Origin of the sequence: Velocimicrobium porci, assembly GCF_009696045.1 — a bacterium.
GTDB lineage: Bacteria > Bacillota > Clostridia > Lachnospirales > Lachnospiraceae > Velocimicrobium > Velocimicrobium porci.
On the sequence record NZ_VUMT01000001.1, the window covers coordinates 182,887 to 205,206 of the forward strand.

A 22,320-nucleotide genomic window follows, 5' to 3' on the forward strand; every position below is an offset into this window, starting at 1 on the left:
GAATCCTTTTTGTACAGTCCCTGATTTATTAAATTGCAAAAAACGCTTCTTATTCTTTTGTATTCTTTGTTTTTGTTGTTTTCCTAGTTACTTTTTTACTGAAGTTGATAAGTTCTTTCTCAATGCTTTAATCTCTGCTGTTGTCATTTTTCCCTCACGCATATAATTTACTGCTGCCTTCGAAAGATCAACCTTATCTAAGTTATCTGTTTTTGCAATGTATTTTAGCATCGCAAGCACATCTTCCGAGATTAATTTATATTGTTTTGTTCCTTTTTTCACATGATAATAATTAACATAACTTTGCATATAATCTGCTACTATTTCTTCCTTTGTACCTTTCATGAACGCACCAAGTAATGCACCATAAAAACCGGTACGGTCTTTTCCTTCGGTACAATGGAACAAATAAGGTGCCGGATTTTTGGACATAAACTTAAGCCCTTCAATAACAGAATCCTTAAAATCATCGCTTTTATAGCTAAGACCCATATTTAATGGTAACACTTGTCCTTTTTTGTATAACGATTTATAATATGGTGATTTAAAGTCAGCAGCTTTTTCATAATTTTTGATATTCGCATCTGAATCAGCAAGATTTACTATTGTTTTTACTTTCGCTTTTTTCTCTAACTTGTCCGCATATGCTGCACGTCCTAGTTCATTGTTTATCGGACTGGAACTTCTATATAATACACCTTTTTCAAGATTACCCATTGTCATATTTCTAAAGTTTGCAAATACTTTATCCGATGAATAATCTTTTCTGTTATTTGTACGTTCCAATTTACGAATTTCATATTCCGTAAGGTAACCTTCTTTTTTTGTAAGCATAATTGTTACCTTATCTCCTACTTTAACATCTGCAACTTCAAATAATTTTCCATAATTAATACAAAGAGCGATATTCGTATGTCCCTTATACGCTCTTACAAGTGGTTTTCCATTATCTACATAATAACCGTCTAAAAATGGTGCTTCCAATACAAAACCATTATCAAAAATAGCAGTTACCATATCACCCGCTTTAAAGCCAGCATTATAAAAGTCTTTTATTTTTATGTCTGTTGATGTATGCCCATATTTTTCGATTTCTACTACTTTTCCGGACATCTTTGGAGTTTTATATACAGAATCTACAGAAAGCCCCGCTTTTAGGCTTTTAATTTCTTCTTCTGTAAGACCAATTCTCTTTAAATAATTTTCAGCTGCCTTAGAAAGATTTTCCTTAGAAATGTCCTTATCCTTTTCATATCCACACATTACTGTTGTCAAGGATGTAATAATGTTGCTCTTTGCAATAGAATTATATTGTTCACTGCCTCTTACTACATGGTAATAATTTTCATAAGTGAGCATATAATCTTTGATTACTTCATCATATGTAGCACCCATTAAACATTCAAGTACTGCACTTACATATCCTGCACGATCCTTTCCCTCCGTACAGTGTACCAAATAAGGAGCCTCATGATTCGCCATAAAGCGAAGACCTTTTACTAATTTTTCCTGAAAGTCTTTTCCTGAAATATCTACTGTCATATTCAATGCCGCAACTTGTCCCTTTTCAAAGAGGTTCTTATAATATTCTGATTTATAATCAGAAGCTGACATATGCTCTTTTATAATAGAATCAGAATCAGCAAGATTAAGTACCGTTTTCACCCCAACAGCCTCTGTAAGCCTATCTGCATATGCTGCACGTCCCAATTCATTGTTAGAAGGGTTACTGCTTCTATATAATACTCCCGGTTTGATTCCTGTTGTAGTAATACTGCGGAAATTTGCAAAAATCGAATCGGTTGCATAATCTTCTCGATTATTTGTTCTTGTCAATTGACGAAGTAAATACTCGGAAAGATATCCTTGCTTTTCTCCCAATGAAAAAGTAACTGTATCTCCTTTATTAACACCATAAGTAGTTGCAAAATTCCCCATGTTGATTGCTACAATCAACAAATCTTCCTCTTTCGAATCTCTTACCACAAGACTTCCGGTATCTACATCACTGTAAGATGTACAAAATGGTATCGAAAGTGTTTTCTCCCCCACTGTTACCTTTAAAATGTCCCCCAATTCATACCCTGCCTCATAAAGCTTAGAAGGCTTAATATCAATTGTAAGATTTCCATATTTTTGTATTTCTGCTACCGTACCTGTAACAGCTTTCTGGTCAGCTGCTTTTATAGCAGCAGTAGATATTGGTGATGAAATGACAAGTACCATGACCAATATCACGGAAATTAATTGTTTTGCTTTTTTCATAACGTTCCTCCTTTTTGTTATTTTAGACAACAAATATAGTATTATCCATCATCATTTTAGTACTTTAATCACTTGTTCAAAAAGGACACGCGACCTTTTTTGTTGTTATTTTATCTAAAAAACAATTCTTTTTGTCGATTTTTCTATCAATAATAAAATATTTTTTAAGTGTTTTCTATTTACAATAACTTTCTAATAAGGTATAGTGAAGCTTGAGGTGAGTCTATGACAAAAAAACTACCCCCTATTATTATTATCCTATTAGTGATAATTTATGTAATCTCAATCGGTCTGGTCATTGCTCTGGAAGGTGGCTTTTCTCCGCTTAGTATTCTAAGCATTATAGTTACATCAATTATTGTCGGAGCATTAGTTGCTACATTAATCAACCGTATAAAAGAGATTCATGAAGAAGATGACGAGGACTTGAAAAAATACTAATTAAAGAAAGGGAGAATTCATTATGCTAATGGTAAACACCAATTATATTGAAGGAAAGCAACTAGAGATGTTAGGGCTTGTAAAAGGCTCAACCATACAAACCGTTCATGCGGGAAAAGATATTATGAATAGCTTTAAAACATTAGTTGGCGGGGAATTAACCTCATACAACGAAATGATGAATAATGCCAGAGCTTTAGCTACCAAAAGAATGTGTGAGGAAGCTGAAAGTTTAGGTGCTGATGCAATCGTTAATATCCGTTATGCCTCAAGTTCTATTTCCCAGGGTGCAGCTGAAGTAATGGCTTATGGTACAGCGGTAAAATACAAAAACATATAATAAAACAAACAAAGGAGATTCGCTATGCCTAAAGTAGGAATTTTAATGGGAAGTGATTCTGATCTTCCAATTATGAAAAAAGCTTGTAATATGCTTGATAAGTTTGGAGTAGACTATGAAGTAAAAATTATTTCTGCTCATCGTATGCCTGATATTTTTATGGATTATGCCAAAACTGCAGAAAAGCGTGGTATCGAGGTAATTATCGCCGGTGCCGGAGGTGCTGCTCATCTTCCGGGCATGTGCGCTGCATTATACCGCCTTCCGGTAATCGGTGTGCCAATCCAGACGCCAAGTGTCGGCGGCGTTGATTCTCTTTATTCCATTGTACAAATGCCTAGTGGAATTCCTGTCGCAACTGTCGCAATTAATGGTGCTGCTAATGCAGGTATTCTTGCAACTAAGATGCTTGCAATTAGCGATAAAAGTCTAAGAGAAAAGCTAGCTCTTTATGAAGAAGAAATGAAAAATGGCGTGGTTGCCAAAAGCGAAAAATTAGACCGTCTTGGATGCGACGGCTACATAAAACAAATGAATTAATAAAAAACACGAAAGGGACTATCATACTAATTTTAGTTCTCTTCGATAGTCCCTTTTTCTTTATCAATCACTTTGAACGTTTTGATTATTTCATTTTACATGTGCAGGCAAATGCCAAAGAGCCAGGTCCGATATGGCACGCAACACTTAATGATAGTGGAGCAATGAATATCTCATATCCCGGAAACAATTCTTCGATTTCCTTTGCAAATTGTTTTGCCGCTTCTTCATTATTTGTATGTGCAATCTGTAAATACAACGATTTGTCACCCTTAGTATCGGCAAAACGATTTTCCTGATCTTTTTGAATCGCTTCAATCATTGTACTTTTCGCCTGCTTCAATCCTCTTACTTTAGCATAAGAATCTAATTTTTCCCCCTGTATTTGTAATACAGGCTTTAGATTGAGAACGGTACCAATAGCTGCTGCTGCTGCCGTAATGCGTCCACCTTTTTTCAAATATTTTAAAGTGTCAACCATAATATAAATACTAGAATCAAATTTCGTTTTCTCTAAATATTCTTTAATTTCTTTTGCAGATTGTCCTTTCTCCGCCAATTCTTTTGCATCAAGAACAGACTGCCTTTGTGTGACGGATATTCTCTGATTGTTGACAACCTGAACTTTTCCATCATAATCATCCGCTAACGTCATTGCTGTACTGCAAGAACCACTAAGCCCACTTGACATTGGTATATGGACAATTTCATCATATTCTTCTAACAGCTTGTCCCATAAATCTAATATATCACCTACTGCAGGCTGCGATGTAGAAATGTCGCTGCCATCCTGCAATCTTTGGTAAAATTCCTCTTGTGTTAAATTAATATCCTCAAAATAAGTATCTCCATCAATTGTAAAAGGCATTGGAAGAACATAAACACCTAATTTTTCTGCCTGACTTTGAGTAATTCCACTATTACTATCCGTAACAACTGCAATTCTATTCATCACAATCTCCTTATATCTTTAATAACATTGAAAAATTTTGTTTTTATTGTAACAGAAATTTAAATTTACTGCAAACTATTTTACAATTCAAAATAAACAAACTCAAGATTTCATAAAATAATCAATTGCTTTATTCAAATCCTCGATTACCTGATAATCGCCTGACTCCACAGCCTCTACAACACAATGCTCAATATGGTCTTGTAATACTACCTTTCCAGTATTATTAATCGCCGACTTCACGGCACTTAACTGAATTAATATTTCTGAACAGTCCCTGCCATCTTCAACCATACGCTTAATTGCTTCCATATGACCAATTGCTTTCGACAGCCGGTTGATAACCGCTTTTGTATGGGCATGGTTATGAGCATGTTTCTTTTCTTCTTCTGACATCTTGCTTTCTCCTATTCTTATTTACTTCCAAGTAGGAGGATAGAAAAACAACATAACAGGGAATAACTCCAACCTTCCTACTAACATATCAAATGTTAAAACTATTTTTGATAAATCTGAAAAGCTGCCAAAATTTTTTGACGGTCCGACCAATTCTAAGCCCGGTCCAATATTATTAATCGTGGCTGCCACCGCTGTAAAATTCGTAATCATATCAAATTCATTGATTGATAACAATAGTACCGAAGCAGCAAACAAAACAACATATAAAACCAAAAATACATTAACTGACCGCACGACCTCGTGGGAAACAGGTTTGCCCTCCAGTTTGATTTTTTTCACATTTCTTGGATGGACATAGCTATCTAAAGCTTTCTTGATTGATTTAAAGGCAATCAGACATCTTGACACCTTTATTCCACCTCCGGTACTTCCTGCACATGCACCGACAAACATAAGTAAAACTAAAATTGTCTTAGAAAGTTGTGGCCACATATCAAAATCAACCGTAGAGAATCCCGTTGTTGTAATAATAGAGCCGACCTGAAATGCCGCATGTTGTACCGTACTAAAAATGGAATGAAACATAGGTCTGATATTAAATGCGATAATTACAATCGACACTAAAATAATTCCAAAATAAACTCTCGCCTCTTCACATCGAAGTGCTTTCTTCCATTTTTTAGCAATCCCCAAATAATATACATTAAAATTGACACCAAATAAAATCATAAAAATAGTGACAACCCACTGTATATAATCGTTATAGCTTCCCATACTATCATTTTTAATTCCAAATCCACCGGTTCCTGCCGTGCCAAATGAGGTAGCCAAAGAATCAAAAATCGGCATACCCCCGAGTAATAAGAATAAAATCTCAGCAAGCGTCATGCAAATATAGATTGCATATAAAATCATCGCTGTTTTTTTTACTTTTGGAACTAACTTTCCAACAGATGGTCCTGGACTTTCTGCAACCATCAAATACATATTAGAGCCACCGGATAATGGAATAACAGCAAGTAAAAATACAAATACTCCCATTCCACCAATCCAGTGGGTAAAACTTCTCCACATTAAGCTGCATTTCGATATTGCTTCTACGTCAGATAATATACTCGCTCCAGTCGTTGTAAAGCCAGACACCGTTTCAAATATTGCATTAATAATATTAGGGATATCTCCATTTAAGACAAATGGAATTGATCCCATTACACTCAATACAATCCAGCTTAATGTAACTACAACAAATCCCTCTCGGATAAAAAATGTCTGATTTACCGGTTTTTTATATGTAAATAATTTACCGATTACAAAACAAACGATTGCAACAGTAAAAAAAGCCAATCCCCCTCGCTCTTTATAAATTAGTGCAACCAAACAGGGAAGTAGCATAAAATAAGCTTCCAGCTTTAGCATCCAGCCGGTAATGTACCTTATCATTGAATAATTCATATTTCAATTCCTCTTATATACTTTTTTCTTTTTTCACAAACTGAATCCATAAATCACACAAAGCTCTTATTCACTACTTTAGAATATCTGATATATCATACAACCGTTCTGTTGTGATTACAATAACGGTATCCCCGGATTCAATGGTATCTTTTCCTCTTGGTATTATTATCTTTCCACCACGGTTGATACAAGAAATTAAAATATTTTGTTTTAGCTGTAATTCCTCTAGCATCATACCTGCAACTTCTGAATCCTCATTAATATAAAATTCCACTGCTTCCGCTTTTTCGTCTAATATTTTATACAAAGTTTCAATATTGCTTCCTCTTGAATTCTGTTTTGCACGAACATATTGAAGAATATATTCCGATGTAATATACTGAGGATAAATAATACTGTCTAAGTCCATATTATCAATTACTTCATTAAAATTAGTACGCTTTATTTTGGTAATTAACTTAGCCTTTGTATGAGCCCTTGCAAATAAAGATAACAAAATGTTTTCTTCATCAAAACCCGTCAGTGTAATAAAAGCTTCTGTCCGTTTCAGCCCTTCTTCTTCTAAGATTTCTTTATCTGTTCCATCGCCTTCAATGATAACTGCCCTTGGAAGGAGCATACAAAGGTCTTCACAACGTTTACTGTTCTGCTCAATAATCTTCACAGAAATACCAGCCTCCAAAAGCTGATGCCCCAAATAATAGGCAAGTCTTCCCCCTCCTACAATCATAGCATCTTTTACTCTATGAACATCCAGTCCTATTTTTCGGAAAAACTCGCTCGTACTTTTTGGTTCCGATACAATCGAAATCGTATCCCTTTCCTGAAGCACAAAACTTCCTGTTGGTATCGTTGTCTGCCCACCACGCTCTACTGCACAGACTAACACATCGCAACGCAATTTTGAACTAATCTGTGTAATTGGAAGATTATGCAGGATAGAACCACTCGGAATTCTGAATTTTAACAATTCAACCCGGCCTTTTGCAAATGTATCAATTTCAATTGCCTGTGGAAACCGAAGTAATCTTGCCATTTCAGTCGCTGCGGCAAATTCAGGATTGATTACCATAGATAGCCCCAACTCTTCCTTAATAAATGCCGCTTCTTTGTTGTAAACCGGGTTTCTTACTCTGGCAATGGTAGAACAATCTCCCGCTTTTTTTGCAATCAGACAGCATAAAAGATTGAGTTCATCCGAATCCGTTACAGCAATTAGTAAATCCGAACTCTCAATCCCGGCATCTTTTTGCACACTATGACTCGCTCCATTTCCAATAACGCCCATTAAATCATACTTTTCTGTTACCATTTTCACACGGTCCTGCCTTAAATCAATAACCGTTATATCATGACCTTCTCTGCTTAGCTGCTCTGCTATTGTCCGTCCAACTTTGCCGCAGCCTACAATAATTATCTTCATTTTCTAAACTTCCACACTTTCATTTTCCTATTTTGTACAATTAACTAATTCCATATTATATCAGTAATACTATTGCTTTGCAACTCATTCCATTTTTATTTCAAAACAAACGCATGAATGTAGCAGATAGTCATTCATGCGTTTATCTTGCTTTATTCAAATGGTGCCATCTCAAGTCTTACAAAATAGCCTTTATCATGATAACAGACTGGACATTGTTCCGGTACTTTTGTTCCTTCATAAATATATCCACAGTTCAAACACATCCAAGAAACAGGCTCTTCTGATTGAAATAACTTGTCCTCCTTCATATAATCCGCCAATTTTCCAAAACGATCTCCATGTGTTTTCTCAATTTTTGCTATATGAAAGAAGTCAGTTGCTACTTTATGAAACCCTTCCTCTTTTGCAATCGTTCCAAATGCCTGATATACATCATCGTGTTCTTCATATTCATTATGTTGTGCCATTCTCAAAAGCTCTTCAACATCTTCAGACAGGTCAATTGGATATGCCCCATCAATTGCAATCGTTTCACCTGCCAATTCAGACAGGTGATTATAAAAAATTTCTGCATGCTCTTTTTCCTGACCAGCAGTAAATTCAAATACATCCGCTACCACCTTTAAATTCTTTTCTTTTGCCTTTTGTGCTCCAAATGTATAACGATTTCTTGCCTGACTTTCACCTGCAAAGGCACGCATTAAATTTTCTTTTGTTTTGCTATCTTTAAACTTAACTGCCATTTTGTTTCCTCCTTTTTCTAACACCTAAAATTATATGGAAAAAAAGTTTTTTTATACATCCCATTTCCACCAACTTTCATACTTGGCATCCCTTTAAGGTATAATACTTTGAACTTTTTGACATAATATTTGCCTGCAGCCTATCCTCATAATAGTAACTTCCTTTTTTGCTCCGCATATATTAACAAAAGGAAAGAAGTTTTCCTCTCTCTAATTTTATGGAAAAGGAGCAGTTATATGACTACAATACACACGCTTTCCGCATTAAATGTAGGCGAACAGGCCATAGTGACAACTCTGCTCACCTCTGGCACCATGAGAAGACGATTACAAGATATTGGTCTAATCGAAGGAACCTGCATAGAATGTCTACTAAAAAGTCCTTGTGGAAATCCTTCTGCATATTTAATTCGTGGTGCTGTCATTGCACTCCGGTCAGAAGATTCTTCTTCTATATTAATAAAAAAAACCGTTTCTTCTGACAAAGTAATTGCCCTTGTCGGCAATCCAAATGTTGGGAAAAGCACGGTATTTAATTATCTTACCGGTCTAAAACAGCATACTGGTAACTGGCCCGGAAAAACCGTTGCTATTGCCCAAGGCTATTGCAATTATAAGGATAGCCATTTTACACTTGTTGACCTGCCGGGCTGTTATTCTTTTCTATCACAATCTGCTGAAGAAGAAGTAACAAGAGATTTCATCGGTTCGAATCAAAAAGATGCCGTTCTTATCGTTTGTGATGCCTCTTGTATTGAGCGAAATCTTAATCTCGTATTACAAACATTAGAAATCACCAATCAAGTTATCGTTTGCGTAAATCTGATTGATGAGGCAGAACGAAACCATATCCATATTGATTTGAAACAGCTATCCAATTTACTTCATGTTCCCGTTGTAGCAACCTCGGCTCTAACAGGAGATGGAATGGATGAATTATTGGAAACCATTTACAATACCCTGTTTTCCAATCAAATTGATACAACTGCAAGTTATTTCGTACCATATCCAAAACCAATAGAAGAAGCACTTTCTGTTTTATCTCCACACGTTGAACGATATAAATATCCATTTATTTCAACTCGTTTTGCATCTTTAAAATTATTAATGGGAAAAAGTGAAGAATACCACACTTATATAGAATCATCGATTGAAGAAAAGGAACAACGCCAGCCATTGTGTGAGCAGGTAAGTAAATTATTAAAAAGTTACAATCTATCCAAAGAAAATTTGCAAGATTTAATTGCTACTTCTCTTGTAACCGAAGCAGAACAAATTTCACATCAAGTAGTAAATACCAGTCAAAGTTTATACAAACAAAAAGATCAAAAAATAGATAAAATACTTACTAATAAAAAAACCGGTCTTCCTATTATGCTTTTACTTTTATTCTGTATTTTTTGGATTACGATTACCGGAGCCAACTATCCTTCCGAATTACTCAGTCACGCCTTCCTCTTATTGGAAAACAAATTGGTTTTGTTGTTGCATTGGATACATGCCCCAAACATATTTATAGAGATTTTCATTGATGGTATTTATCGGGTTCTTGCATGGGTAATCTCTGTTATGCTTCCACCAATGGCCATTTTCTTTCCATTGTTTACTTTATTAGAAGACCTCGGTTATCTTCCACGGATTGCATTTAATCTTGATCATTGTTTTAAACGATGCTGTGCATGTGGAAAACAGGCTCTGACTATGTGCATGGGCTTTGGCTGTAATGCTGCCGGAGTTGTCGGCTGTCGTATTATTAATTCTGATAGAGAACGTTTAATTGCCCTCCTTACTAATAGTTTCGTTCCCTGCAACGGAAGATTTCCAACTTTAATTGCAATTATTAATATGTTTTTTATTACTGTTTCGATTCCTTTTTGTTCTTTTTATGCAGCATGCCTGCTTACACTATTCATTCTCTTAGGAATTGGAATGACCTTTCTCGCCTCAACTATACTGTCAAAAACCATTTTAAAAGGAGTGCCTTCCGCTTTTACTTTAGAATTACCGCCATATCGAAAACCCCAATTTGGAAAAATTCTGATTCATTCTATTTTGGATCGTACAATTTTCGTGTTACTGCGTGCGATTGCAGTTGCTGCACCAGCAGGACTTATTATATGGATATTAGCTAACATAACTGTCCACGATACAACTTTGCTTACTATCCTCTCTAACTTTTTAGATCCCCTTGGCAAATGCCTTGGTATGGATGGAGTTATTTTACTTTCATTTCTTTTAGGCTGGCCTGCAAATGAAATTGTAATTCCTATCATGATTATGGCTTATCTTTCAACCGGAAGTATTCAGGAATTTAATAATCTGTTTGAATTAAAGCAACTTTTAGTCGAAAATGGATGGACACTGACAACGGCAATCAGTACACTTCTTTTTATGATGTTCCACTGGCCATGTTCAACTACCTGCCTTACAATAAAAAAAGAAACAGGAAGCCTAAAATGGACATTAATTGCATTTTTACTTCCAACCATAACCGGTATTCTCATATGCTTTCTAGTTCATATTAGTTCATCCCTATTCTTATCAATCTAAAAAATTAGACGGAACTGCCAAACTAACAGTCCGTCTAATTTTTTAATTCTGCTAAAGTCTTCTTCATCACAACGGAAAAACCTACCATTGTTACAATTGGACCTAATACATCAGAAATCGGTTCTGCGAAAAAGATATTTACAATATCTGTACATTTTGGAAGTATAAAAATGCAGACAAAAAAAATAAGTTTACGAAACATAGAAAAAGAAATAGACCATTTCGTCATTCCCATTCCAGTCAAACCATCTACAAGTGCATACTGTATTGCAAGTAGTAAAACGCCTAATGTATATCTCTTAATCGCCCATACAGTCAAATCAATATATTCTTGTTCTTCCGTAAAAATCCGAACAAAAAACTGAGGAACTGTCTGTGCAATTACAAACATAATCAAAGAAAAACCAAAACATAACAATGTAATATAGAAAAAAGCTTTTTTTATCCGATCTGGTCTTCTTGCTCCATAGTTATATCCTAAAATTGTCTGAGTTCCACCAGTAATTCCACTCATTGGCATTGTAATAAGAAGCATAAAGCTCTGTACAATTGTCGTGCAAGTAAGAAGCATATCTCCTCTGCCCGCTCCTCCATATCTTTGTATTACTGTATTTAATGCAATAATCAGAATATTATCAAAAGCAATAATTAAAAATGGAGTAAGACCAACCATTAACACCCGTCCAACAATTTTCCACTGATAGCCACCAAATGAAATTTTTATTGATACTTTATTACTAAATAAAAAGCTTAATACATAAATGCAGGAACCAGCCTGAGATAGTACTGTCGCAAATGCTGCACCTCTGACACCCATATGTAATACAAAAATAAACAAGGGATCTAAAAGTATATTTAATATTGCTCCAAGCATAACTGTTTTCATTGCAGTTTTAGCATATCCCTGACAAATGATAAATTGGTTCATTCCAACTGACATCAGTGCGAAAATTGTTCCACATAAATATATACTGATATATTCGTCTGCATATGGAAAAATCACTTTACTTGCTCCAAACCACATAAGTAATGGTTTTCTAATTGTTAATGCGATAACTGTAATTGCAAAAGAAATTACAAGCAACATAAAAAAACAGTTCGCTAATATTTTTTTTGCTTTTTTCTTATCTTTTTGTCCCATACAGATACTCATAAGAGGAGCACCACCAATACCAACCAAAAATGCAAAAGACGAGACTAAGGTAACAATGGGACCACAAACACCTACTCCTGCCAAAGCCAATTCTCCTGTTTTGGCAATGTTTCCTATATACATCCGGTCTACAATACTATAAAATACGCTGACAAACTGAGCTAACATAGACGGAATGGCTAGTCGCCAAACAAGCTGTTTTATCTGGTCTGTATCTAAATTATTTTCTATTTTCATTTTCTTTCGTACCTTTTCCTATCATTTATTCGTTCCTCATTATAACACATAATTTATAAAAGTGAACTATCCATTGCCTAAACCAAGGTACTTCCTTCAACCTAATTTCCTAATTACGCAGTAATCTGTTGTTTTTTCCTTACTTCATTCTGCCATCTATCATATCCGATTTTTTGATAGAATTCTTTTGCATCAATTGACAAAGGAATTTCAATCTGACCGGCTCCTGAATAATAGCTATCCTGCTCTAAAGCCTCTATTATTTGTTTACCGAGTCCCTGACCTTGGTGTTCCGGCAAAACAAATGGAACTAAAAACACCATATTCTGTTTCTTACTGCAATCTGTAATAATACCACAACCTACCGGTTTTTTCTCTAAATAAGCAACATACATATGCGTAAATTTCTCAATGCTAAGAACCTGTTCTTTTGCACAAAGATTAGTAAAAAGAACGTTTTCTTTTCTGGAATAAGCTTTTTTGTCACTATGTAATAAATCCTGATTAATAATATACGCTACCGCCTCTGCATCATTTTCACAAAATCTTCTAATTTGAATACTCATAATTTTTACCTCCATATGTCTGCTTAAAACAAAGTGGACAAGTCCACCTCAACTCCCTGTATCCCTCACTCATGAGGGACTTTCCTATAAAGCAAAAAAAGCTCTCATCCTTTTAACAACTTAATGTTAAAAGGACGAGAGCAATATGCTTCGTGTTACCACCTTTGTTCATCTATATCTCACAATACAGATCTCTACAAGTACAGATTTTCTTCCTAAAAATTCTCGATACTCTGGTGCTATAATGGGCACTCCCATCGCAGCCTATACATATTAATACATCTAACATACAATATGCAGTCGGTACGCAGCTCCAAGACCATTTTCAATAATGCTTTCTGTACTTCTTTCCACCAATCGAAGCTCTCTGTCACATATTTCATTATCTACTCTTCTTTTCTCAGCTTTTTTCTCTGTTTTAAAATCATTTTCTTAATTATACTTTCCACATCTTTAATTGTCAAGACAAAACATCATTTAAATCCTACTGTCTTTTCAAAATAATTCCACTAATTTAGTTTATTAATATCTTTACTTTGCATAAACTGAACTGTATTATATAACAATAAAATGTCCGTTGGCTTATAAATTTTCATGATTTGATCAATATGGGCATTTACAAATCTCAAATCAATCACCACCGTTTTCTCAAAATGATTCGCCGCAAATGGAAGAAAACTATTTGCAAACGAATCTTTCACAACAAATAAAGTTTTTCCATTTTTCACATTTGTCGTAATTTCAATAATTCCTTGGTTTCCACCAAAAAAAACAGCATACTTATCTTTCTTTTTCAGCATGGACATATCATAAAGGCTATCAGTTTCCCACTCTCCCATATTATAGTTTACAGAATACTTTAGCTTCTTTTTAGGATAATATAAATAAATAACATCTTTTTTACCACCCATATTCACTTTACTATAAGTACTTCCCTGAAATTCATTGCTAACCTTCTTTTTTACGTACTCATTTTCCTCCCACGGTGTTATTTTCATCGACTCCGCCCAAAGCTGATAAGCAAAATAAGCTCCCTGTGTCGTCCAGTGATGGTCCGTCCGATAAAATATTTCCTCTTTCTTTTTCTCCAATAAACATTTTTTTGCCGATAAAAATATAGGCTCTGGAATTTCTTTTTCCAAAAAATCTAAAAACTCAGATTCATCATATTGTGGAGCAAATGCCGGAATCTTATCGCTTAATATCATTTCTTTCATTGGTACGAACAAAGTCCTTATATGTTCTTTTCCATATCTTTTTTCCCATCGTTTTACGGCTTTTGCAAGTACTTTCACATTTTTTTTAATCAATTTTTTATCAAAATCCGATTCCTGATATTTTTCAAAAAGGTAATCCTCTTTTCCAAAATAAACTCCATTTGTTTCTTTTTTTCCAAGACAGCGTTCTGTGTAATTCTTTGCAGCAATCCATTTATCTCGTTCCCAAAACTGATCCGATAAATAGTCCTCATATTTTTTCTGAAAATCTCCCTGTAAAACTTTCTTTATATTCCATTTAGGAAAAACTGTAAGCATTCTATTTTCCATAGCAGAATATGTTTTGTCCGGAAAAATAATGGAGCTAATAGAAAAGAAAAATAATAAACTTAAAAATGCCAAGACCGGAATCCAACTAATAAACTTCTTTTTTTTCATAGTAAGATTCGAACTCCTTTAACTTTCTTTAAAGTATAATTTTTTACTTCCCGGCTCAATCTTAAAATCGAAAATACAAAAAAGGATTATAAGATGAATTTACTAAATAGGCAATCGACAATAAAAAAATGCCTAACATATAGATTGTTCTTCCAACATAACATAAAACCGATTCTTTTTTTATCCATAGATTGAACATCTTTTTTGGTATATCAGTAGAACCAATCATTAAAATTAAAAATAGGACAAAATATGTACAAATCAAATAAATCGTTTCCCTATTCCATAAGCCACCTTTCCCAATTCCAAGCATTGTTTTTATGTATCCCATTTTAGTTGGCATGTCCGGATATACAAAAATAACCCATCCTATTATGATAAAAACCAAAGCATATAAATGCTGTATCACACCAGGAAGCTTTTGCAGCCAATCTTTCAACCATAACTTTTCAATTATTAATAAAACAGCAAAGTAAATTCCCCATAAAAGAAAATTCCAGTTTGCACCATGCCAAAACCCGGTCATTGCCCATACAATGATAATATTGCGAATTTGTTTCTTTGTTCCTTTTCGATTTCCACCTAATGGTATATAAACATACTCTTTAAACCAGCTGCTAAGCGTCATATGCCATCTGTGCCAAAAATCCGTTATGCTTTTTGATTGATATGGGTACATAAAATTTTCCGGAAAATGAAATCCAAACATCGCACCCAGTCCAATTGCCATGTCAGAATATCCTGAAAAATCAAAATAAATTTGAAACATAAATGCAATTATTCCAAACCATGCCATAATCATCGTCAATTTTTCTTCGGGATAAACTGTTATATAACTCCACAAAACACCTATATTATTTGCCAGAAGTACTTTTTTCCCAAGTCCACAGACAAAACGTTGAATCCCATAGGAAAGCATCTCTTTTGTCACGCCTCGATTCATTAACTCCTGTTCAACGGTTTGATATCTTACAATTGGTCCTGCAATTAGTTGCGGAAACAAAGAAACATAAGTTCCAAATGCAATAAAATTTTTCTGTGGTTTTACAACGCCCCGATATACATCAATGGTATACGACATTGTCTGAAAAGTATAAAATGAAATTCCAATTGGAAGAGCAATCGAAGCTCCCGTAATAAAACCCGCATACTTAAATAGAAACAAAAGTAATAAATTAATAAAAATCGAACTAGCTAAAAATATTTTTGCTTTCTGTTTCCTTCCTTTTTCTTTATAATATGCGACAGCAATTCCATTTATATAGTCTACAATTGTAGAAAAAATCATAAGTCCAATATAAATTGGTTCTCCCCATGCATAAAAAATCAAGCTGCACAAAAACAGCACCAAGTTTTTTAATTTTCCTGGTGCTAAAAAATAACAGATTAATACAAAAGGTAAGAACCGAAATAAAAACGTAAAACTACTAAATACCATAACAGCTCCTCTTTTTTTATTTCTTAAGTGCTTTTTTAATGGCATTTACCGCAACTAGGTTCTGCTTCTGATATGCCTTAATAATTGCACTCTCATCCCCTGATTCTTCAACGGAACGATTAACCTGCCCCAGCATAATGAAACACACATAGTTACCATTTGTATATATTTTAGAAGCATGAAGCTTAAGTAAATTACTTGGATATTGTAATGTATGCTCAATCTGTTCCTTTTTATATTCTTTCAATTTGCTTACAATTTTTTTCTTAGTGCTTTCATTTTTTGCTTTAAATATAGCAAGTGTATCGATATGGGCACTAATCATTGGAACTTCTACATATGCAGAGCTATATAAATTGGAATCTATCAAAAACTTATCTTTTATCTCTGTCTTTGATAATTTAACATTCGGAATATATTTTTCACCGTAAGCCTTTTTCACACTCTTTGCCAAAGAAGTCACAGAAGAATTCTTCGCTGCTGCTTCCACTTCTACCGATGTAGATACAACATGATTTGTAAAATTAGCTGGTGGAATAACTCCCACTGTCAATACAGAAATTAATCCTAATATAAATAATCTTTTCTTCAAAATAATTCTCCTTTTATACTGTCATTATACAATTGACGCTCCGTTTTTAGCACAAATTGAGTTTAAACAACATTCATTACAGTGTGGTTTCGTTCTGGCTGTACAAACATCCCTTCCATGAAATACAAGACGATGGCAAAAATCACTACCTTCCTCAGGAGGAATAATTTTCCATAGTTCCATCTCTACTTTTTTAGGTTCCTTAATTCCATCTACCAGCCCAATTCGATTAACCAATCGAATGCAATGAGTGTCTGTTACAATTGCAGGTTTCCCAAACACATCACCCATAATCAGATTCGCACTTTTCCGTCCTACGCCCGGAAGCTTAAGCAATTCATCAAAATGATTGGGAACTTGTCCGCCATACTGATCTCTCAAGATTTTCATACAGGCACTAATATCCCGTGCCTTACTTTTCCCTAATCCGCAAGGTCTTACAATCTGTTCAATTTCCTCAGGTGTTGCATCAGCCAGCGAATCCACATCTGGAAAACGTGCATATAGCTCTTCGACTACAACATTAACTCTTGCATCCGTGCATTGAGCAGCGAGGCGGACACTGACTAATAACTTCCATGCTTCATTATAGTCAAGTGTACACCCTGCCGTTGGATATTCTCTTTTTAACCGTTTTATCACTTCTAATGCTAATTCTTCTTTTGTCATTTTTCTCCCTTGTCTTTCCGGTTATAGCTTATCTAGTCTTCATATTCCGATTCCCATTCTATAATCTTTCCTGTTTTCGCATTAATTTCATAGCTGTATTCCTTATTCTTATTATAGAATTCTACCTCGTAAACAGCAACTCCATCATCCTTATCAAGCTTAACCTTGATATAATCTACTTCCGAAGCTTTCAAACCTGCATGCTTTAATGCAATTTGTTTTGCTTTGCTTTTTCCTATATAAGAGTTGGTTTCCCTTTCTTGTTTCTCTTTTTCAATTTCCTTTTTTAAAATCTTACCTGATTTTGCATTAATCTCATAGCTGTATTCACGAGTTCCCTTATAAAATTCGATTTCGTAAACAACAACACCATCATCTTTATCAAGCTTAACCTTTGTAAATTCAACTTCGGAAGCTTTTAAACCTGCATTTTTTAATGCAATGCTCTTTGCTTTTGTCTTACTAATATACTTTGATGCCGCATCTGCTGTAATTATATTCTGGTAGTACAAAAAACTCGTTGGAATTGATGTTACTACTGCCACAGAAAGAAAACCTGCTATTAAAACTTTTTTCATCTTATTGTTTTGTTTCATATTGTTCCATCCTTTCTTTCAAATCAATTGACTCATTTTATTTTTAATTTCTACACTTAAAATCTTCTTTTTAAGTTGCGTTTATTTTATCATACACATATACCAATTACAATTTCTTTTTTTAATCCATTTATGGAAAATTTAAGGATTTTATCAGAGTCATATTTACTTGTGATACGGCTCCCCTTTCATAATCCGATACCCGCGATAAATTTGTTCTAATAAAATCATTCGCATCATCTGATGCGGAAATGTCATTTTAGAAAAACTGAGTAAAAAATCTGCCCGATTTAATATCTCTTTTTCCAATCCTAACGAACCACCAATAATAAATATAATATGGCTTTCTCCGCTTATTGCAAGCTTTTCCAACTTTTTAGAAAGCTCCACAGAATCAAGCTGGACACCTTCAATCGCCAATGCAATTACATAAGCGTCTTCTTTTATATACTTTCTAAGCCTCTCTCCCTCTTTTTGCTTTATCTGCAATTCTTCCGCTTCACTTGCTTTATCCGGTGTCTTTTCATCGGCAACTTCAATTATTTCTAACTTACAATATCTCTTTAACCGCTTTGCATATTCTTCTATTCCTGCGGTAAAATATTTCTCTTTAATTTTACCTACTGTTAAAACTGTAATCCGAGTCACGTCTTTTTTCCTTTCTTTCACAAATTTTCATATTGACAGTTTATTATAAATTTTTAAACTGTGCCATATAAAGTTTATAATACTGACCTTTTTTCTGAAGCAATTCCTTCGCAGTACCTTGCTCAATAATTCCACCTTTATCGATTACAAAGATTTTATCTGCTTTTTCTATCGTAGATAATCGATGAGCAATGACAAATGAAGTTCTTCCTTTTAAGAGTGCCTCTATCCCTTTTTGTACCAGAAGTTCGGTCTGCGTATCAATGCTTGATGTTGCCTCATCTAAAATTAGTATTTTAGGCATGGATACCATAGTTCTTGCAAATGCAATTAATTGACGCTGTCCAATAGATAATCCTGCTCCCTTTTCTTTCAGAATTGTATCATATCCTTGTTCCATTTGCATAATAAAGTCATGGGCATTTACTGCTTTTGCTGCTTCTATAATTTCTTCGTCTGTTGCATCTAATTTTCCATAAGCAATATTTTCCCTTATTGTCCCTGAAAATATAAAATTTTCTTGTGTCATTATTCCCATTTGACTTCTAAGACTTTCCAAAGCAACTTTTTTAATGTCATACTGATCGACTAAAATAGTTCTATTCTGAATTTCATAAAAACGGCTCAAAAGATTTACGATTGTCGTCTTTCCTGCACCGGTAGGACCAACCAGTGCAATTGTTTCTCCCGGATTTACATGAAAGCTGACATGTTCTAAGACCTTTGTTTCTGCATTTGTTCCCTCATCATACGTAAACGAAACATCTTGAAAATCAACTGCCCCTTTTAGCTCAGGAAGCACAAACGCTTCTTTTGTATTTTCAATATCCGGCTTTGTATCTAAGATTTCAAAAATACGTTCCGCACCACTTATATTGGTTACCAGCTGGTTATAAAAATTACTAAGATTCATAACCGGACTCCAAAACATGGAAATATATGTACCAAAGGCGACCAATATTCCAACACTTACAGACTGGCTTCCAATCATGCCGACTCCAACTAAAAATAATACCATCGTTCCAAGTCCCCAGCAAAAGTCAACAATCGCTCCAAACATATCCGCATAGACAACCGCACCAATAAAACTTTTTCGATGTTCGTCTGTAAGTTGACAGAACGTTTCATAAGTTTCTTTTTCTGCCGTAAAACTCTGTATAACAGCCATACCGGATAAATCTTCATGTACATAAGCATTTAAGTTAGAAGATTTTTTTCTGAAAACCTGCCATCGTTTATGTGAAATCTTTTGAACGACAAATACTCCAATCGTCATCAATGGAATACTGCTTAAAGATGCAGCTGCTAATCTTGCATCTTTCATAAACATGATAACAACAACCCCGCAAATTGTTACAAAATCAGGTATTAAAGTTGTAACACTGTTAACAAGTACATCTTTCAAAGAATTTACATCGCCAATAATACGTGCAAGAATCTTTCCGGTTGGTCTGCTGTCAAAAAACTGAAAAGAAAGTGATTGAATATGAACATACAGTTCCTGACGAATCTCTAATAAAATATGATTTGAAACCTTTGCCATAACATACATTCTTATCTTCACTAATATAATGAATATTATATTTATAATAATCGCAAATGCTCCAAGCTGTAACAAACCTTGTAAATTCTTATTTTTAATATGTAAATCAATGGCACGTTCGATAATCAACGGATTAATTAATGAGATAAAAACCGTAACCGTCATAATGGCTAACACACCTAAAACCGACCATTTATAAGATTTCATGTAGGAAAACAGCCGAAGACAGGTTCTTAGTTTTCTACTACTTACAGTCGCTTCATCATCTCGAAATGAATTTACTGACATAGTTCTTTCACCTCCTCATAATTCCCATATTGAGCAAGATAAGTCTGATAATACAATCCTTTTTTCTTTAGCAGCTCGTTATGAGTACCTCTCTCTTTAATTTTTCCATCTTCTAAAAAAATAATTTCATCTGCATTGCGTACCGCCGATATACGATGCGCAATGATAATTTTTGTTGTATTTGATAATTCCGATAACGATTTCTGAATCGCATGTTCTGTTTCCATATCAAGTGCAGAAGTAGAATCGTCCATAACTAAAATTGGATTCTTTTTCGCAATCGCCCTTGCAATACTGATTCTCTGTTTTTGCCCTCCTGACAATCCTACACCACGCTCACCGATAATAGTATCATATTGATCTTCCATTCGCTCAATAAAACTATCTGCCTTAGCAAACGAAGCAGAATCCCGAACAATTTCATCTTTCATCCACTCTTGGCTTCCTAATTTTATATTCTCTTTAATCGTATCCGAGAACAAAAAATTGTCCTGCATAACAACTGATATACTTCCTCTCAATTGCTTCAGTGATAATGTTTTTATATCTTTCCGGTCCAATCGAATGATGCCATCCTCGGTATCGTAAAATCTCTGCAAAAGATTTATGATTGAAGTTTTTCCAGAACCTGTTGCCCCCATAATTCCAAGTGTCTTGCCAGCCTCAATGCGAAAAGAAATATTCTTTAAAATCTCTGTATTCTGAATCCCAAATGATACGTCACAAAACTCAATCTCTCCTTTTACCTTTTCTAGACAAACTGTTTCTTCTGCTTCTTTTATTTCTGGTATCTCCTGATAAATTTTCTTTATCTTTTTATTGGAAGCAATGGCAGAAGAAAAGTCATTCATCAGCCATCCTAACATCTCCATTGGCCAGACAATATTTCTCGTATATTCCGAAAATGCTACAAGTGCACCTAATGATAAAGAACCTTTGATTACCATAAATCCACCTAAAATAATACTGACTACCGGCAAAAGCCTGCTCACAAATTGGAAAACCGGCTGATAGCGAGTTAATATTTTAGCCTGCTCCATGTTTAACTGATAATACTTCTGATTATGGGACAAGAATTTCTTAATCTCATGTTTTTCTCTGGCAAACGCTTTTACTGTCCGAACACCAGCCAGATTTTCCTCGGCAACTGTATTTAACACTGCATTCTCTTCACTAATTTGTTCATATACTTTATCTAACTTTCGTTCCATGATAACTGCTATTGCTCCAATCACCGGGATTACAATACATGGAAGAATAAACAATACTTTGTTTACCTGAAACATGCAATATAAAACGATAAAGGTATGAATTGTAACTTCAATGATAAGCATACCAACAAAACCAAGTGCATTCCATATATGGTCAATATCATCTTTTACGCGAGCCATAAGCTCTCCCGTATTTGTACGGTTAAAATAAGAAAGTGACAATGTCTGGATATGATCAAATAAATTTTTTCTCATATCTGCACCAATTTTTGAACTGACTTTATCAAATGTAAATTCTTTCAGATAGCCAAAAATACATCTGCCAAGACCAATTAAAAATATTCCGATTAAGAGTTCTTTTAACAATGAAGTCTTTCCACCAATTATGACATCATCAATAATTTTCTGAGATATGACCGGGTAAATCATATCCAGAACAATCGCTATTATCATGCAAATAATTGCAAATAAATAAGCATACCAATAATCTCTTATGTAACTACTAATCTTTTTCAAAACCTTACTTCCCTCCTAACAATCTACCTCTCCTCAATTTGCGTGCCAGATGCGTGTTGCATGCTTTTTGCAACAATACTCCTTTCGCATCTGTGCA

Annotated in this window: 20 protein-coding genes; 4 read left to right on the forward strand and 16 right to left on the reverse strand. The window is 34.5% G+C overall.

Annotated elements, in window-relative coordinates:
* Window positions 1-87: 87 nt before the first annotated feature.
* Complete coding sequence (locus FYJ58_RS00805; protein ID WP_154515802.1) at window positions 88-2,265, reverse strand: tyrosine-protein phosphatase; 2,178 nt, start codon at window positions 2,263-2,265, stop codon at window positions 88-90.
* Window positions 2,266-2,490: 225 nt separating this feature from the next.
* Between FYJ58_RS00805 and FYJ58_RS00810 the strand changes: the two genes are divergently transcribed.
* Genes FYJ58_RS00810 through purE form a run of 3 tightly spaced genes read left to right on the forward strand, consistent with a single transcriptional unit; the run spans window position 2,491 to window position 3,586 of the window.
* A complete protein-coding gene (locus FYJ58_RS00810) occupies window positions 2,491-2,706 on the forward strand; it encodes a hypothetical protein (protein ID WP_154515805.1) in 216 nt (71 codons plus the stop codon).
* 22 nt (window positions 2,707-2,728) lie between these two features.
* On the forward strand, window positions 2,729-3,046 hold the full coding sequence (locus FYJ58_RS00815; protein ID WP_154515808.1) for a YbjQ family protein: 318 nt from the start codon (window positions 2,729-2,731) through the stop codon (window positions 3,044-3,046).
* Between the two features lie 24 nt (window positions 3,047-3,070).
* Window positions 3,071-3,586 carry a 5-(carboxyamino)imidazole ribonucleotide mutase gene (gene purE, locus FYJ58_RS00820; RefSeq protein ID WP_154515811.1) on the forward strand — a complete coding sequence of 172 codons (516 nt, stop codon included), beginning with the start codon at window positions 3,071-3,073 and terminating at the stop codon, window positions 3,584-3,586.
* An 85-nt stretch (window positions 3,587-3,671) separates the two neighbouring features.
* Here the strand turns inward: purE and FYJ58_RS00825 are convergent, their stop codons facing one another.
* From FYJ58_RS00825 to rbr, 5 genes are all read right to left on the reverse strand, one after another.
* The gene (locus tag FYJ58_RS00825; RefSeq protein WP_154515814.1) at window positions 3,672-4,538 is read right to left on the reverse strand and encodes a DegV family protein; all 867 of its coding nucleotides are present in this window, start codon (window positions 4,536-4,538) and stop codon (window positions 3,672-3,674) included.
* 102 nt (window positions 4,539-4,640) lie between these two features.
* Window positions 4,641-4,934, reverse strand: coding sequence for a metal-sensing transcriptional repressor (locus tag FYJ58_RS00830; RefSeq protein WP_154515817.1), 294 nt, complete (start codon window positions 4,932-4,934; stop codon window positions 4,641-4,643).
* A gap of 21 nt (window positions 4,935-4,955) precedes the next feature.
* Entirely contained in the window at window positions 4,956-6,389 is a 1,434-nt protein-coding gene (locus tag FYJ58_RS00835) for a TrkH family potassium uptake protein (protein ID WP_154515820.1), read from the reverse strand.
* A gap of 73 nt (window positions 6,390-6,462) precedes the next feature.
* Window positions 6,463-7,815, reverse strand: a complete 1,353-nt coding sequence (gene trkA, locus FYJ58_RS00840; RefSeq protein WP_154515822.1) for a Trk system potassium transporter TrkA — start codon at window positions 7,813-7,815, stop codon at window positions 6,463-6,465.
* A gap of 152 nt (window positions 7,816-7,967) precedes the next feature.
* Window positions 7,968-8,561 carry a rubrerythrin gene (gene rbr, locus FYJ58_RS00845; RefSeq protein WP_154515825.1) on the reverse strand — a complete coding sequence of 198 codons (594 nt, stop codon included), beginning with the start codon at window positions 8,559-8,561 and terminating at the stop codon, window positions 7,968-7,970.
* Between the two features lie 237 nt (window positions 8,562-8,798).
* Here rbr and feoB point away from each other — a divergent pair, with 237 nt between their 5' ends.
* The gene (gene feoB / locus FYJ58_RS00850; protein WP_154515828.1) at window positions 8,799-11,111 is read left to right on the forward strand and encodes a ferrous iron transport protein B; all 2,313 of its coding nucleotides are present in this window, start codon (window positions 8,799-8,801) and stop codon (window positions 11,109-11,111) included.
* 34 nt (window positions 11,112-11,145) lie between these two features.
* On the opposite strand, the gene FYJ58_RS00855 is transcribed toward feoB, so the two are convergent.
* From FYJ58_RS00855 to FYJ58_RS00900, 10 genes are all read right to left on the reverse strand, one after another.
* Window positions 11,146-12,501, reverse strand: coding sequence for an MATE family efflux transporter (locus FYJ58_RS00855; RefSeq protein WP_154515831.1), 1,356 nt, complete (start codon window positions 12,499-12,501; stop codon window positions 11,146-11,148).
* A 113-nt stretch (window positions 12,502-12,614) separates the two neighbouring features.
* On the reverse strand, window positions 12,615-13,067 hold the full coding sequence (locus FYJ58_RS00860) for a GNAT family N-acetyltransferase (protein ID WP_205839119.1): 453 nt from the start codon (window positions 13,065-13,067) through the stop codon (window positions 12,615-12,617).
* A gap of 509 nt (window positions 13,068-13,576) precedes the next feature.
* Window positions 13,577-14,722 carry a DHHW family protein gene (locus tag FYJ58_RS00865; RefSeq protein WP_154515837.1) on the reverse strand — a complete coding sequence of 382 codons (1,146 nt, stop codon included), beginning with the start codon at window positions 14,720-14,722 and terminating at the stop codon, window positions 13,577-13,579.
* Window positions 14,723-14,783: 61 nt separating this feature from the next.
* A complete protein-coding gene (locus FYJ58_RS00870) occupies window positions 14,784-16,160 on the reverse strand; it encodes an MBOAT family O-acyltransferase (protein ID WP_154515840.1) in 1,377 nt (458 codons plus the stop codon).
* A 16-nt stretch (window positions 16,161-16,176) separates the two neighbouring features.
* The gene (locus tag FYJ58_RS00875; RefSeq protein ID WP_154515843.1) at window positions 16,177-16,752 is read right to left on the reverse strand and encodes a DUF4358 domain-containing protein; all 576 of its coding nucleotides are present in this window, start codon (window positions 16,750-16,752) and stop codon (window positions 16,177-16,179) included.
* Window positions 16,753-16,776: 24 nt separating this feature from the next.
* Entirely contained in the window at window positions 16,777-17,421 is a 645-nt protein-coding gene (locus tag FYJ58_RS00880) for an endonuclease III domain-containing protein (RefSeq protein WP_154515846.1), read from the reverse strand.
* Between the two features lie 32 nt (window positions 17,422-17,453).
* Window positions 17,454-18,017: a PepSY domain-containing protein gene (locus FYJ58_RS00885; protein ID WP_154515849.1), complete on the reverse strand. Its 564-nt coding sequence runs from the start codon at window positions 18,015-18,017 to the stop codon at window positions 17,454-17,456.
* Between the two features lie 165 nt (window positions 18,018-18,182).
* On the reverse strand, window positions 18,183-18,665 hold the full coding sequence (gene rlmH / locus FYJ58_RS00890) for a 23S rRNA (pseudouridine(1915)-N(3))-methyltransferase RlmH (protein WP_328597765.1): 483 nt from the start codon (window positions 18,663-18,665) through the stop codon (window positions 18,183-18,185).
* Window positions 18,666-18,708: 43 nt separating this feature from the next.
* Complete coding sequence (locus FYJ58_RS00895; RefSeq protein ID WP_154515852.1) at window positions 18,709-20,496, reverse strand: ABC transporter ATP-binding protein; 1,788 nt, start codon at window positions 20,494-20,496, stop codon at window positions 18,709-18,711.
* Window positions 20,487-22,223, reverse strand: a complete 1,737-nt coding sequence (locus tag FYJ58_RS00900) for an ABC transporter ATP-binding protein (protein WP_205839120.1) — start codon at window positions 22,221-22,223, stop codon at window positions 20,487-20,489. The genes FYJ58_RS00895 and FYJ58_RS00900 overlap by 10 nt, the downstream gene beginning before the upstream one ends.
* Window positions 22,224-22,320: the final 97 nt, after the last annotated feature.